The organism is Methylobacterium sp. NEAU K (assembly GCF_030700285.1).
Lineage (GTDB): Bacteria > Pseudomonadota > Alphaproteobacteria > Rhizobiales > Beijerinckiaceae > Methylobacterium.
The window spans coordinates 15,507-28,814 of sequence record NZ_JAUYZJ010000027.1 but is presented as its reverse complement, the minus strand read 5'-3'; the positions used below and the strand labels follow the sequence as shown (position 1 = coordinate 28,814).

The 13,308-nt window shown below is 67.3% G+C and carries 10 protein-coding genes; 3 read left to right on the top strand and 7 right to left on the bottom strand.

The window, feature by feature from the left end; all coding sequences use genetic code 11:
- Positions 1-76 precede the first annotated feature (76 nt).
- The 4 genes from Q8W67_RS19660 to Q8W67_RS19645 all read right to left on the bottom strand — a co-directional run bounded on the left by Q8W67_RS19660 (position 77) and on the right by Q8W67_RS19645 (position 5,714).
- Positions 77-625, bottom strand: coding sequence for a PaaI family thioesterase (locus tag Q8W67_RS19660; protein ID WP_305548853.1), 549 nt, complete (start codon positions 623-625; stop codon positions 77-79).
- Between the two features lie 151 nt (positions 626-776).
- Complete coding sequence (locus Q8W67_RS19655; RefSeq protein WP_305548850.1) at positions 777-1,319, bottom strand: TetR family transcriptional regulator; 543 nt, start codon at positions 1,317-1,319, stop codon at positions 777-779.
- 199 nt (positions 1,320-1,518) lie between these two features.
- Positions 1,519-4,632: an efflux RND transporter permease subunit gene (locus tag Q8W67_RS19650; protein WP_305548847.1), complete on the bottom strand. Its 3,114-nt coding sequence runs from the start codon at positions 4,630-4,632 to the stop codon at positions 1,519-1,521.
- Complete coding sequence (locus Q8W67_RS19645) at positions 4,629-5,714, bottom strand: efflux RND transporter periplasmic adaptor subunit (protein ID WP_305548845.1); 1,086 nt, start codon at positions 5,712-5,714, stop codon at positions 4,629-4,631. The genes Q8W67_RS19650 and Q8W67_RS19645 overlap by 4 nt, the downstream gene beginning before the upstream one ends.
- A 412-nt stretch (positions 5,715-6,126) precedes the next feature.
- On the opposite strand from Q8W67_RS19645, the gene Q8W67_RS19640 reads away from it, so the two are divergent.
- Positions 6,127-6,939, top strand: a complete 813-nt coding sequence (locus tag Q8W67_RS19640; RefSeq protein WP_305548842.1) for an IS5 family transposase — start codon at positions 6,127-6,129, stop codon at positions 6,937-6,939.
- A 47-nt stretch (positions 6,940-6,986) separates the two neighbouring features.
- On the opposite strand, the gene Q8W67_RS19635 is transcribed toward Q8W67_RS19640, so the two are convergent.
- On the bottom strand, positions 6,987-7,607 hold the full coding sequence (locus Q8W67_RS19635) for a hypothetical protein (RefSeq protein WP_305548839.1): 621 nt from the start codon (positions 7,605-7,607) through the stop codon (positions 6,987-6,989).
- A gap of 187 nt (positions 7,608-7,794) precedes the next feature.
- Here Q8W67_RS19635 and Q8W67_RS19630 point away from each other — a divergent pair, with 187 nt between their 5' ends.
- Positions 7,795-9,234 carry an IS1182 family transposase gene (locus Q8W67_RS19630; protein WP_305548836.1) on the top strand — a complete coding sequence of 480 codons (1,440 nt, stop codon included), beginning with the start codon at positions 7,795-7,797 and terminating at the stop codon, positions 9,232-9,234.
- 165 nt (positions 9,235-9,399) lie between these two features.
- Here the strand turns inward: Q8W67_RS19630 and Q8W67_RS19625 are convergent, their stop codons facing one another.
- Positions 9,400-11,571: a hypothetical protein gene (locus Q8W67_RS19625; protein ID WP_305548833.1), complete on the bottom strand. Its 2,172-nt coding sequence runs from the start codon at positions 11,569-11,571 to the stop codon at positions 9,400-9,402.
- Between the two features lie 201 nt (positions 11,572-11,772).
- On the opposite strand from Q8W67_RS19625, the gene Q8W67_RS19620 reads away from it, so the two are divergent.
- Positions 11,773-12,057, top strand: coding sequence for a hypothetical protein (locus tag Q8W67_RS19620; protein WP_305548830.1), 285 nt, complete (start codon positions 11,773-11,775; stop codon positions 12,055-12,057).
- Positions 12,058-12,246: 189 nt separating this feature from the next.
- On the opposite strand, the gene Q8W67_RS19615 is transcribed toward Q8W67_RS19620, so the two are convergent.
- Positions 12,247-13,071, bottom strand: coding sequence for a hypothetical protein (locus Q8W67_RS19615; RefSeq protein ID WP_305548827.1), 825 nt, complete (start codon positions 13,069-13,071; stop codon positions 12,247-12,249).
- Positions 13,072-13,308: the final 237 nt, after the last annotated feature.

Below are 13,308 nucleotides of genomic sequence, written 5' to 3'. Positions count from 1 at the left end.
CGGCGCGGCCCGCCGGGCCGAGGCGATGCGGTGTCCGGCCGACGGAGCGGCGGTGGCGCCGCAATGGCGGTCCCCGTCATCCGGCGGCGGAAGGCATCCTGGCCACGGGCCGGTCGAACAGGAGGCAGGTCGTGCTCGCGGTCGCGACGAGGCGGCCGGACGCGTCGTTGAGGCGACCTTCCGCCACCGCTTGCTGACGCCCGGCGTGAACGACCTGGCCGACAGCGGTCAGCAGGCCGGACCTCTCGGTGGCCGCGCGCAGGAAATTCACCTTGAACTCGAGCGTCGTGTAGGCGCGCCCGGCCGGCAGGGTCGAGTGGACCGCACACCCCATGACGCTGTCGAGGAGCGTGGCGAGGGATCCGCCATGGACCGTGCCCAGCGGGTTGAAGAGGTACTCGGCGGCCGGCATGCACATGCTGGCCGTGCCCGGTTCGACCGAAACGAACTCGATCCCGAGCAGCTGGATCGCGGGCGGTGGCGGGAGGTCTCCCGTCAGGAGCGCGCGCAGGAAATCGAGGCCCGCGAGACCGTCTCCCGCCGTGGCGATGGACCGGGGATCGGCCCACTCGACGACCCTCTGCCGCGGCGGTGCATCGATTCCCGAAGTCGCTCCGTCGTCCATCGCCGGCCTCCAAGAAAAGGCCGAATGCCCGGCCTGCGGACGTGCGCACATCGATCCCGAGCCGCATTCCACATTTTCATGTTGACCATAATCTATATGAAGCGAGAGTCAATCGGTCCGGCGTGCGGAAGGCCCGTCGCGCGAAGGGCCGTCAGGGCGCGACGGAGTCCTGCGCCGCCTGGAGGAGTTCCTTCGCCAGTGCCTCGTCATCGACGGCCCGCGCCAGGACCACCGCTCCGACGAGGGTGGCCATCGTCGCCAAGGCTCGCTGCCGACGGCGCTCTTTCGAGGCCTTGGGTGTCAGACCGGCGAAGAGGGACGCCAGTCGCTCCACGCCCTGCGTGAACCGCGCCCGGACGAGGCTGCCCGATAGCTCGCGGGACACGTCGTTCGCCAGCGCCGCCAGGGGACAGCCCTTCCCCGGCGTCTGGACATGGCCCAGGGACAGGTAGTTCGCGACCACGGTGTCCGTGGTCCCCCGGTATTCCTCCGCGAGCGCCGCATCGAACGCCTCGGCCGCCAGCGCATCCTTGTTGGCGAACTGACCGTAGAAGCCGCCATGGGTCAGGCCGGCGGCGGCCATGATGTCCACGACCCCGACGCCGTGGAGTCCCCGCTCGCGGAACAGGGCCGCGGCGACCTCGACCACGCGTTGCCGGTTGATCCTGGCCTGTTCCTGCGAAACCCGCGGCATTGCCTGATCCCTCAGTGCTTCCGACTCCAATATAGATGCGCCGCGTCATCTAAAGAAGGTCGTCCATCCGTTACACACGCGGGAGCGATCCGCGAGGGCAGTCGACCGGCCTGCGCGAGGGGGCAAAGCGCAGGCCGGCCGCCGTACCGCGCGACCACCGTGTGAGCGCGCGATCCTTCAAGGCTTCGGGACCGAGGCTTCACGCTTGGGCCTGGTGGGGCACTGCGTCCCGACCGGCCGGAACGTCCTGTCTACGCGGCTCGCGTGCGACCCGGAACCAGAGGGCGTAGAGGGCCGGCAGGAACAGCAGCGTCAGGAGCGTCCCGACCCCGACGCCGCCGATCAGGACGTAAGCCAGCGCCCCCCAGAACACCGAGTGGGTCAGCGGGACGAAGGCCAGCATCGCGGCCGCCGCCGTCAGGATCACCGGACGAGCCCGGCGCACCGTCGACTCGACGATGGCCTCGTAGTCCGACAGCCCCGCCGCGCGGTCGTGGTGGATCTGGTCCACCAGGATCAGCGTATTGCGCATCAGGATGCCCGACAGGGCGATCAGGCCGAGAATCGCGTTGAAGCCGAAGGGCTGGTGGAAGACGAGCAGCGTCGGGACGGCGCCGACGAGGCCGAGCGGCGCGGTGGCGAACACCATGAACATGGTGGTGAACGAGCGCACCTGCAGCATGATGACCGTCAGCGTCACGATCAGCATCAGCGGGAAGACCGTCACCAGCGCCTTCATCGCCTTCTCGCTCTCCTCCACCGACCCGGCCGTGTCGATGCGGTAGCCGGGCGGCAGCTTCGCCCTGATCGCCGCGAGTTCGGGGACGATCTGGGCATGGATGTCCGGCGGCTGCTTGCCGTCGATCACGTCGCCCTGCACGCGGATGTAGGTCTCGCGGTTGTAGCGCTTGAGCACCGCATCCTCGTTGCGGCTCTCCAGGTGCGCGACCTGCGAGAGCGGGACCTGCCGCCCGTCCCGGGTGGCGAGCGTCAGATCGCCGATGTCGCCGAGTGAGCGCCGCTCCGTGCCGGGGCTGCGCAGGAGCACGTCCACCGAGCGGAGATTCTCGCGCACCTGGGTCGCCGGGGTGCCGTTGAGGTAGCTCTGCAGCTGCTGGCCGGCCTCCTTCGGTGTCAGGCCGATCAGGCGCAGGCGCTCCTGGTCGAGGGCGAGATGCAGGGTCGGTGTCCGGTCGCCCCAGTCGAGGTGGACGAGGCGCATGTTGGGGTTGGCCATCATGACGTCGCGCACCTCCGCGGCGATGCCCCGGATCACGTCGAGGTCGGGCCCGACCACCCGGAAGGCGACGGGGAAGCGCACCGGCGGCCCGAACACGATCTGCAGGACGCGCACCCGCGCCTCGGGGAAGCGGCCCTCGTCGACGAGCTGGCGCACCTTGGCCCGCAGCACGTCGCGGGCGTGGGAATCCGCAGTCTGGACGACGATCTGGGCGAAGGCGGGATCGGGCAGCTCGGGGTCGAAGGAGAGCACGAAGCGCGGCATGCCCTGGCCGATATAGCTCGTGATCTCGCGCGCCTCGGGAAGCGACCGCACGGCCGCCTCGACCTTCTTCACGCTGGCCTCGGTGGTCGCGAAGGCGGAACCGGTCGGCAGCGTCACCTCGACGATGAGTTCAGAGCGCTCCGAATTCGGGAAGAACTGCTTCTCGACCTTGCCCATGCCGACCACCGACGCCGCGAACAGCGCCACGGTAATGCCGGCCGTGATCCACTTGTGGTCGACCGAGAGCCGCACGGTTCGGCGCAGGCGCTGGTAGTTCTTGGTGGCGTAGATCGCCTCGTGCCCGCCCTCGACCTTCTTGATGTTCGGCAGGAGCTTGACGCCGAGATAGGGCGTGAAGGTCACGGCCACGATCCACGAGACGATCAGCGAGAACGCCACCACCCAGAAGATGTTGCCGGCATACTCGCCCGCCGTGGAGGCGGCGAAGCCCACGGGCAGGAAGCCCGCGATGGTGACGATGGTGCCGGTCAGCATCGGCGCGGCGGTGGCACTCCACGCGTAGGTCGCCGCCGAGATCCGGTCGGCCCCTTCCTCCATGCGCACCACCATCATCTCGATGGCGATGATCGCGTCGTCCACGAGGAGGCCCAGCGAGATGATGAGCGCACCGAGGGTGATACGGTCGAAGTCGCGGCCGGTGACCATCATCACCACGAACACGGCCGAGAGGGTCAGTGGCACCGCAAGGGCCACCACGATGCCGACCCGGAAGCCCAGCGCCACGAGGCTCACGAAGATCACCACCGAGAGCGCGGTGAAGAACTTCACCATGAACTCGTGGATGGCGTCGTCGATGACCTTCGCTTGGTCGGTGATCTTGGTGAAGGTCACGCCGGTCGGCAGCGCGTGGTGGATCTCGACCTCCTCGGCGTTCAACGCCTCGCCCAGGCTGAGGCCATTGAATCCTGGCTTCATCACGAGGCCCAGAACGAGGGCCGGCTCGCCGTCATTGCGGATGGCGAAGGTCTTCGGGTCCTCGTAGCCGCGCTTCACCTCGGCGATATCGCCGAGCTTGAGGCTGCGGTCGCCAGCCGCCACCGGCAGGTTGCGGATCGCGTCGAGGCCGTCGATGGCTCCGTCGAGCCGCACGTACACGCGCGGACCATCGGCCTCGACGAAGCCCGCCGGCGTCACGTCGTTCTGGTTGGCCAACGCGGCCAGGAGCTGCTGGCCGGTGATTCCGAGCGTCGCGAGGCGCTGGTAAGAGACCTCGACGAAGATCTTCTGCGCCTGCTCGCCCAGGATGTTGATCTTCTCGATACCGGGCACGCGCAGCAGCTGCTGGCGCAGGTCCTCGGCGCGCAGCACGAGGTGCCGGTGCGGCAGGCCCTGCGCCTGGAGCGCGTAGAGGGCGAAGTAGACGTCCGAGAACTCGTCGTTGAACAGCGGGCCGAGCACGCCGCGCGGGAGGGTGGAAGCTTGATCGGAGAGCTTCTTGCGCGCCTGGTAGAACTCCGACGGGAGCTTGGCCGGCGGCATCGAGTCCTTGAAGAACACCTTCATCAGCATCAGGCCGGGACGGACCGTCGTCTCGACCCGGTCGTAGTAGACGAGTTCCTGCAGGCGCTTCTCCAGCGGGTCGGCGACCTGCCGCTGCATCTCGTCGGTGGTCGCGCCGGGCCACGCGGCCGAGACCGCCATCGTCTTGACCGTGAAGGTCGGATCTTCGGCCCGCCCGAGCTTCTCGAAGGCGAAGATCCCAGCCGCGGTGACCGCGAGCAGCAGGAACAGCGTCACGGCGCGCTCGCGCACCGCCAGGGCCGAGAGATTGAAGCTGGAGGCGGTCATCGGCCGGCCTCCGCCATGCTCGAGTCGGCCAGCCGGACCTTCTCCCCGGCCTTGAGCAGATGGGCGCCGAGCGCGACGATCCGGTCGCCCGGGTTCAGGCCGGCGGCGACGTCCGCGCTCTCCTCGGACAGGCGCGCGACGGTGACGGGCTGCGCCGTGACGGTCTGCGTCTGGGCGTCGTAGCGCCAGACGGCCGAGCCGCCGCCCTGGTCGAACAGGGCTCCGAGCGGAACGGACACCGCAGCCGTCGCCTGTGGCTGGGCGGGCCTCAACCGGAGGGTGACCGTCGCCCCGAGCGGCGCGGTCTCGCCGCCACCGGAGAGGATGTAGCGGGCGCGGTAGGTGCGGGTCGCCGGGTCGGCCGTGGCCGACAGCTCCCTCAGCCGGGCCGGATAGGTTATCTCGCCCTCGGCGTAGAGGGTCGCCGACGCCGTCCCCTTCGCGAGGTGCCCGCGCCCCTCCGGCAGGAACACCTCCGCCTCGCGGGCGCCGTCGCGGGCGAGCTTCACCACCGTCTGGCCGGCGGCGACGACCTGCCCGGGCTCGCTGGGCACCTCCATCACGACGCCATCGGCATCCGCCTGAAGCTCGGCGTAGCCGGCCTGGTTGGCGATCTGGCTCGCCTGCGCCTCGGCATTGGTGAACTGGGCGATGGCGGCATCCGCGGCGGCCTTGTTCTGATCGTAGGTCTGCTTGGAGGTCCAGCCGTCGCCGACGAGCTTGCGGCTGCGCTCCTCGTCGGCCTTGGCCTTGATCATCTGCGCCCGGGCCGCCTCGACCGAGGAGCGGGCCGCGTTGAGCGCGAGGGTGAAGTCGGTCCGGTCGAGCCGCATCAGGGGCTGCCCAAGGCGCACGTGGTCGCCCGGATCGACGAGGCGCTCGAAGATCTTGCCGCCGACGCGGAAGCCGAGATTGCTCTCGGTGCGGGCTCGGATCACGCCGGTGTAGCGCGCGACGCTGCCTGCGGCGGGCGCGACCGCGATGGTCTGCACCAGCGCAGGCTCCGGCGTCACGGCGGTCTCGGCCGGGGAGCATGCCGCCAGGGCCAGGCCGGCGAGCCCGATCATCCATCTCGCGTCCATTGCCGATCCCCGTCGCCGTCCGAGCGCCTTAAAAATTATTGTCATCATCTATTATGGCGCGGCGACATCGTCAATGGCTGCCGTGGCGCGCGGCCTGCGGGTTCGCTTCGATGGGAGGCAAGGGTCTGAGGTCGGCTGGCGACGTCTGGCTGAACGTCGCACCGATCCGTCAGCGCCGATCATGGGCGATGGACAGGATCGGCCGGGGCGGAAAAGCGAGAGCCGGCAACCGAGGGCCGGTTTGTCACGCCCGATGCACCGAAGCGGACCAGCCGCTTCCGGCCAGCATCGGCGACCGCACAGAGCCCGCGTGAATGTCTCAGAGCCCGTCCGATAAGGGTCTGAGGTGGGGTTGAGTGGCCGGGATGGCGATGATTCCAGGCGGGTTGCTGAAGCCTGATCTGGACGCGCCATGTGGACCCCGACCACCCGGCGGCAGCATAGCCGCGCGGGCCTTCGCTATGAAACCGACCTGACCGATGCCGAGTGGGCAGTGATCAAGCCGCTGATGCCGAGGCCTGAGCCGCGCGGCCGGCCTCCGGTCTGGACGCCGCGGGAGATCCTGAACGCGATCTTCTACGTCCTGCGCGGCGGCATCGCATGGCGGCTGATCCCCAAGGATCTGCCGCCGCGTTCGACCACGTTTGGCTACTTCAGCCGCTGGCGCGACACAGGGCTGTTCGGCCGAATCAATCACCACCTCGTCATGGCTGATCGCGAGCGTGTCGGACGGGAAGCCTCGCCGTCTGCCGCAGTGCTCGACAGCCAGACCGTCAAAACAATGGAGAGCGGCGGGCCGCGCGGCTACGATGCCGGTAAGAAGGTCAAAGGCCGCAAGCGCCAAGCGCTGGTCGACACGGACGGGCGTGCGCTCGTCCTCGATCCGCAGCCTGCCGACGTGCAGGACCGGGACGGAGCCGTTCCGGTCCTGCGCCTGTCGCGCCGGACCTTCCCGTTCATCACCAAGGCCTTCGCCGATGCCGGCTATGCCGGCGACAAGCCAGCGAGCGCGACGATCATCGCCGTCGAGATCGTGCGCAAGCCGACGGATCAGGTTGGCTTCGCTGTCCACCCACGCCGGTGGGTCGGTGAACGGTTTTTCGCCTGGATCAGCCGCAACCGACGCCTCTGGAAGGATCCGGAAGCGACCCTCGCCTCCGCCAGAGCCTTCCTCTACGCCGCAGCCGTCATGATCCTAGTCAGACGTCTCGCCCGATCAGCCTGACTTCTCGGACGGACTCTCAGTTGGGTGAAAAGCGGACGCCATCGGTTTTAGCTTGGCAGCATTGGACCCCCGATCACCGTAACCTCTCCGCCATAACGCTTGACGAGGGCAGCGACGACCTGCGCGAGCGTATAGGCTTTCACGTCGAGCAGGACCACGGGGACGCGCACTTCATCCGGCCGCCTGCGCCACGGATAGCCCTTCGTTCCGGGGCGGAACGGGTTATGTCGAGCAAGGACTGGCGTCCGAAGCGTAAGATGGACGTGGTTCAGGCCACCGAGAGCATAGGAATAGACCATGCGGGCCTCGGAAACCGTAGCCCACGGGATCATCGCCTGTGCGCGTCGATCCTCGATCCCGTTCGCGCGAACGATCAGGACGGGGTCTGGCCGAGCAGCGTCCTTCAGGCAATTCCAGGCGATGGCGGGACCGGAGATCGCTCCGGCAAGGGCGAGGGGCACACCGGCGACAGCAACGATCCAGGTGACCCATTCCGCTGGATACGACGCCGCCAGCCAGATCGCTACGACGACCACGAGGATGCCGACTAGGCCAGTCGTGAAGGCGAAAAGGGCGTAGAGAAGCTGCAAGCTCACACGGGTTCGAGCTTCGAGAGGCAGTCCAACTGAAATAGGAGGGATCGCATAGGTTCGAGCGAACGTCGCCACTCCCGGTATCCGAACCGTCTCTGTGTCCATCATCGCATCCCGTGGCATGGGTCGACCTTTCTACGGCAGATGCCTTTCGACCGGGTCACCACGCCATCCCAGGGCAGCTTTGATGGCCGCTATGGGTCGAGGGTGTGTCAAAAGTCCTTTCTGAGATAGACTTGCGGCCTCATCCGCGGAGGCCAGCATGGGTCGGTTCGTCGAAGGGCAGGACCGTCGGCAGTCCTGGTTGCTGCCCAGTTCGCTGGACGACTATGTCACCGAGGACAATCCGGTTCGGGTGATCGAGGTCTTCATCGACGAACTCGATCTGGGCACCCTCGGCTTCACCCGCTTCGAGCCCGCAGCGACGGGGCGGCCTGCTTATGATCCGGCCACCCTTCTGAAGCTCTACCTCTACGGCTATCTCAACCGGGTACCGTCGAGCCGGCGGCTTGAGCGTGAAGCACAGCGCAACATCGAGGTGATGTGGCTAACCGGCCGCCTTGCCCCCGATCACAAGACGATCGCCAGCTTCAGGCGCGACAACGAGCCTGCGATCCAGGCGGCCTGTCGGCAGTTCGTGGTCCTGTGCCGAGATCTGAAGCTCTTCGCCGCGGCGACCGTCGCCTTGGACGGATCGAAGTTCAAAGCGGTCAACAACCGGGACCGCAACGACACCGTGGCCAAGGTCGCCAAGCGCCTGGAACAGGTGGATGCCAGCATCGCTCGCTACCTGGCGGCGCTCGACCGAGCGGACAGGGAAGGCAACGACGTTCCCGAGGCGCGGAGGCAGCGTATCGGCGAGAAGATCGCCGCCCTGCGCCGACAGATGGCCTTCCTGCGCGAGATGCAGGAGCGCGTGGAGGCCGCGGACGACGGACAGGTCTCACTCACCGACCCGGACGCCCGCTCGATGGCGACGAGCGGACGCGGCACCGGCATCGTCGGCTACAACGTCCAGATCGCCGTCGATCCCGAGCATCGTCTCGTCGTAGCCCATGACGTCGTCAACGAGGGCCACGACCGGACCCAGCTCGTGCCGATGGGCGATCGGGCCAGGCGAGTCATCGATGCGGGGGTGGTCGTGGTCCTGGCCGATCGCGGCGACTACAACGGCGACGAGGTTCTGGCCTGCGAAGGCACGGGCATCCTGCCGGCCATGCCGCGGGCCGACACGTCGGGTCGAGCCAAGAAGGGGCTCTTCGTGCGCGCCGACTTCGTCTACGACGCTGCGGCCGATCACTACGTCTGTCCCGCCGGCGCTGTGCTGACGAAGTCTGCCGCGCGCTCCGATCGACACGGCGACATCGACCAATACCGCAACCTGGAAGCCTGTCATGCCTGCGCGATGCGGGCGCATTGCACGACCGAGAAGGTCAAGCGCTTCAAGCGCTGGAAGCACGAGGCGGTGCTGGAGGCCATGCAGAGGCGGCTCGATGCCATGCCCGACGCCATGGCGGTACGGCGCGCCACGGTCGAGCACGTCTTCGGAACGCTGAAAGCTTGGATGGGCAGCACGCCCTTCCTGACGAAGGGCCTGAAAGGCGTGAGAACCGAGATGAGCCTCGCGATCCTCGCCTACAACGTGAAGCGGATGATCCGCCTGTTCGGCGCAACCTGGCTCATCCAGGCCATTCGAACCTGAAGCAGCCCACTGCGCCGCCGTCATCATCTCGCCGATCGGCCCTGGCGGCCACGATCAATGCGTTTTGACACGGCCTCGGTCGCAAGCCGAATGACCGGTTGGGGTGGATCGGCGACCGTCCGCTTCGGGGCGAAAGCTTGAGAAACCGGCCGTTCAGAATAAGCTCTACGGGATCTGAGTGTCCCGGTGATCGCTCATTGATGACGGTGCATCGGTGATGTCGTCCATTACGAGTTGGTTCAGGGCACAGATGAACGAAGACAGCCGGTAGCCGTCGTGGCGCGAGAGGGCGTTGTCGAACGCTCGGACGTTCCAAAACGGGTCGTTGGAGCGGGTGATCGGTGCAAGGCCGGTCAACTGCAGCCCGTGCAGGAAGCGCGCGGCCGGGCTGCTCTCGCCGGACGCGCCGGGCGCGAGGTCGGCGCTGTCCCAAAAGTTGCCGCGCCGGTCGGCGCGCGCCAGCCGAGCCCGGGTCAGCCAGTGGTCAGAACGGGGGCAGTCGAAGGCGGCGTCGGCAAGCGTCGCGTAGGGGTGGTGCCGTTCGAGGCCCGGAGCGTCGAGCCCGAGCAGCTCGTGAGTCGTGCCGAAGGGCGCGGCTGAAGGCTGGGCATCGGCGAGCACGCCAGCCGCCGGCCGCGGCGGGTCGAGGTTGCCGATGGTGTGCGAATCCTCTCGGGCGGTGTTCTGGAACGGGAAGGTCGCAGCCAGCAGCGACAGGGTGCGGAGCGGCAGCGTCAGCAATCCAGCCACGAGGTCGACGGGCGGCGGCGGCGAGCAGCTCTCGCCGCGGGGCTGGCGGCCCTCGAACCGCGCCGCAACACGGTCGAGGAAGCCAGCAGCAGGGCGGAAATCAAACTTGAAGGTCGGGAACAGGTCGTGAGTCGCCCAATCATAATCGACGCCCGCATCGAACATGCTGTCGGTCGCGGAGAGCCGGCCCCGGATCTTCCGGCGGGCGGCAGCGAATGCGTCGTCGACATCGAGGCCGATCCACGCGCAGTCCCCAGGCCGCAGTCCACCCGCCGGGAATGCTAAGGCCGCGGTCACCGACATCAGGACCGGCCGCTGGTCGGCCGGAAAGTAACCGTCGTCGCGCTCGACCTCAGAGGCCGGCGTGTGCGCGTCAGCATGGTCGGCTAGCTTCATCCAGACCTCGCGCTGGATCGCGGTCCACTTGCTCGCCTCGGAGGCCGGGTTAATCAGGACCACGAGATTGCCGAGCACCGGCGGTAGTGTTTCTCCGAACCGATGGCGGCGCACCGCCTTGACCATGTCGTCCTTGAGCCCGCTCGCGAGCATGTTGCCGCCGAGGCTGTGTCCGGCGACGATCAGCTTGTTGTGCGCACCCGGCGCACTGAGCGTCGTCTCGATCGTGCGGAGCGCCGAGATCGCCGCGGGCGCGATCGCTTCGCTCACGGGTTTCCGGTCGAACAGGGTGACGCCGGCCGATAGGCTTCCAAAGAAGCCGCCGATCGCGTCGCCGAACCAGAGCCGCAGACCACGTTCGTCGACCCGCGCCCCGCGCCAGCCGACATAGATCGCCGTAACGTCCATGTCGCAGACGCTCGGGTCGCTCGGGCAGCGCTGCGCGAGAAAACGGGCGGCGTGGGCCGCGTAAAGGCGCAGGTCCGCCACGTTGCCGTCGCCGATCCGCGCGTCGTGCCGCCAGCCGTGGACGAACGCGATTACGTAGTGCGACCCGGTTGAAAGATGCTGCTTCAGGGCATCGAGCTGGGTGATGACGGGCTTGACCATCGTGGCCGGCATGCCCTTGGCTCGCATCTCGTTGTCCATGGCGTGGCGAAGCATCGCGCTGTCGATGGCCGTGTCGCCCGCCCCCTCGCGAGAGACCAGCGCGTAAGGTTCGCCGTCCTCCTGGAACTCGATAAAGCCGAGGTGGTAGGCGAGGTCCTGCCCGCCGGGCTTGAGGGCCGGGACGACGTGGCGCTGCAGGACGCAGCGCAGCCGTATCGCCCAATGCGCATCCGTCGCGATCACCGCGCCCTCGTCGTTGCTGGCATCGACCCAACCGTCGCCGTCGGACGGCATCGTTGCCCGCAGAGCCTCGCGCCCGGTATCGGCCAGGACCGTCCAGCCCTTCGCGAGCCCGTCTCGGCATTCGGCGAGGCTCGGATCGAGGTTGCGATAGGCGTGCGCCTTGTCCGTGGAGAGCACGACGTAGTTCAGGAACAATATGCCGAGGCCCCCGAGGACGAGCGCGCCAGCAATCCGGACGGTGGTGCGCAACGCGTGCATGACCCAGCGAACGAGCCTGAAGACTGCCCGACGCACGGCGTGCCGACGCTCGCCCCGCGCTGTCACCCGTCCCACGCTCATCGTGCCCGTGTCCTGGTCTGGGTCACCGAAGGTTGCCACATCAGTCGGAGCGCATACGGCGTCATCGAAATTCCTCTTCGCCCTGCCGCTCTTCGTTCGCCGTCGGCTCTCCGTTACGGGACGGGCGATGGAGATCCAGTCCAGGTAACCGCCTGGCCCAGTCCTGCGAAGTCCCATTGATCGAACCGGAAGAGATTCATCATGATGCGCGCAATTCTACCGGCTGTCGCTCTCCTCGCCGATACAGGCGTGACCACGGCGTCCTTGTCGAGTGTCGTCGGCGCCTGGGGGCACGACTTTGTCGTCACGCCGTTCGGGCCGATGCAGCTCATGGTCGCGATGGCAACCGACAAGGCCACCGGCAAGCAGTTCAAAATCATCAAAATGCCGGGCGGCCAAGTGATGGCGGTCGTGCCCTTCGACCAGATGGCGAAGATGCCAGAGATCTATCCCAAGAGTTTGATGCCGTTGAACGGGGGACGCTAAGCGATCGAAAGCGCTCTCAATGTCTGGTTAGGAGCATCCAGCGGGATAGCCAGTGTGGCTGAGTTGAGTCGGTACAGGACCGTCTGCTTTTGCGGCGCACCTGCTCCGAAGCGGACCAGCGGCTTTCGGCCAAACGCGATCATACGCGACGCAGGTACGCGCGATGGTCAGCGATCGACTATCGGAAACCTAGCGCGTGGTTATGCTTGGCTCGTGGAGACTTGGACGGCGCTGCAGGGCGAGAAGCCCGGCCGAGTAGGTCAGAGAGACGAGCAGAGCGCCCACAAGGGCGAGAGCGGCACCGAATGGCTGGACCATCAGGTGAAGCGTGAGCAGAGTTAGGCCGAAGCCAAAAACGCCGCGGATCGTGATGCTCGCGAGCCGCGCCATCGCCGCTCCACCGACGCGGCGGTGCAGGATGACGAAGGTGCTTGTGAGGGTGACCGGATAGGCGGCAATCACCCCGGTTCGCGCCGGCCCCAAGGCTGAACTCAGTGCCAGGACGGCTGTCACGAAGAGAGCAACAGCGGCCGCCCGAACGATGAGGTCCAGCGGTCGGGGCCTTGCAACGACGGGGCTCCGGGCAAGAGACGCTCCCGTCGCCGCTCGGGTCATCAGGGTGCCAGTGCCGTAGACGGCGGCATTGAGCAGGAACGCCGTGAGCGGCGTCCACGACACGGCAGAGATTGGCACGGCCACCGCGAGCCACGCCAGCATCGCTGTGCCCAGGCTGAGGACCAGACCTCGGCCGGCCGCACGGCGGGCATAGACGATCAGGAACACGCCTGTTGCCGCGGTCGCCGCGAAACCGTTGAGGGCCGCGCCTGCGACGAAGGCGGTATCATGTTCCAAGACCATGAAGCCGTAGGCCGGTCCGGCGGAGACCGGCAGGCTGATGATGAGCGCTCCCCAGACCGGCCCTAAGAGTTCCGCCAGAACCGAGGCGAGTACGACGACGGCTCCCGAGGTCAGCGCCCGGATAAGAGCTGTCACCCACATTGCTGCCAAGACCATATCCCAGGCGTCTTGCTGCCGACCAGCGGCGGCTTCGGAGCCGAGGCCTCGCTATCATGAGCGACGTGAAAAGGGCGAAAGCAGCCTGCTCGAAAGCCCTCGATTTCGGGCCAGTGTGACTCAAGCAGCCGAATGGGTGGGCGAGATGGTGGACCGTCATGGTTGATGGCTCGAAAGTCGACGAGCGGCTTTGCGCCCATTGTGGTCATTCAGTGGGCTGAATCCGCGTCTCCAAAG

Bases quoted from the DNA above. Each gene is read 5' to 3' on its own strand.
- Q8W67_RS19660 (WP_305548853.1), bottom strand. From the start codon at position 625: ATGGACGACGGAGCGACTTCGGGAATCGATGCACCGCCGCGGCAGAGG.
- Q8W67_RS19655 (WP_305548850.1), bottom strand. From the start codon at position 1,319: ATGCCGCGGGTTTCGCAGGAACAGGCCAGGATCAACCGGCAACGCGTG.
- Q8W67_RS19650 (WP_305548847.1), bottom strand. From the start codon at position 4,632: ATGACCGCCTCCAGCTTCAATCTCTCGGCCCTGGCGGTGCGCGAGCGC.
- Q8W67_RS19645 (WP_305548845.1), bottom strand. From the start codon at position 5,714: ATGGACGCGAGATGGATGATCGGGCTCGCCGGCCTGGCCCTGGCGGCA.
- Q8W67_RS19640 (WP_305548842.1), top strand. From the start codon at position 6,127: ATGTGGACCCCGACCACCCGGCGGCAGCATAGCCGCGCGGGCCTTCGC.
- Q8W67_RS19630 (WP_305548836.1), top strand. From the start codon at position 7,795: ATGGGTCGGTTCGTCGAAGGGCAGGACCGTCGGCAGTCCTGGTTGCTG.
- Q8W67_RS19625 (WP_305548833.1), bottom strand. From the start codon at position 11,571: ATGAGCGTGGGACGGGTGACAGCGCGGGGCGAGCGTCGGCACGCCGTG.
- Q8W67_RS19620 (WP_305548830.1), top strand. From the start codon at position 11,773: ATGATGCGCGCAATTCTACCGGCTGTCGCTCTCCTCGCCGATACAGGC.
- Q8W67_RS19615 (WP_305548827.1), bottom strand. From the start codon at position 13,071: ATGGTCTTGGCAGCAATGTGGGTGACAGCTCTTATCCGGGCGCTGACC.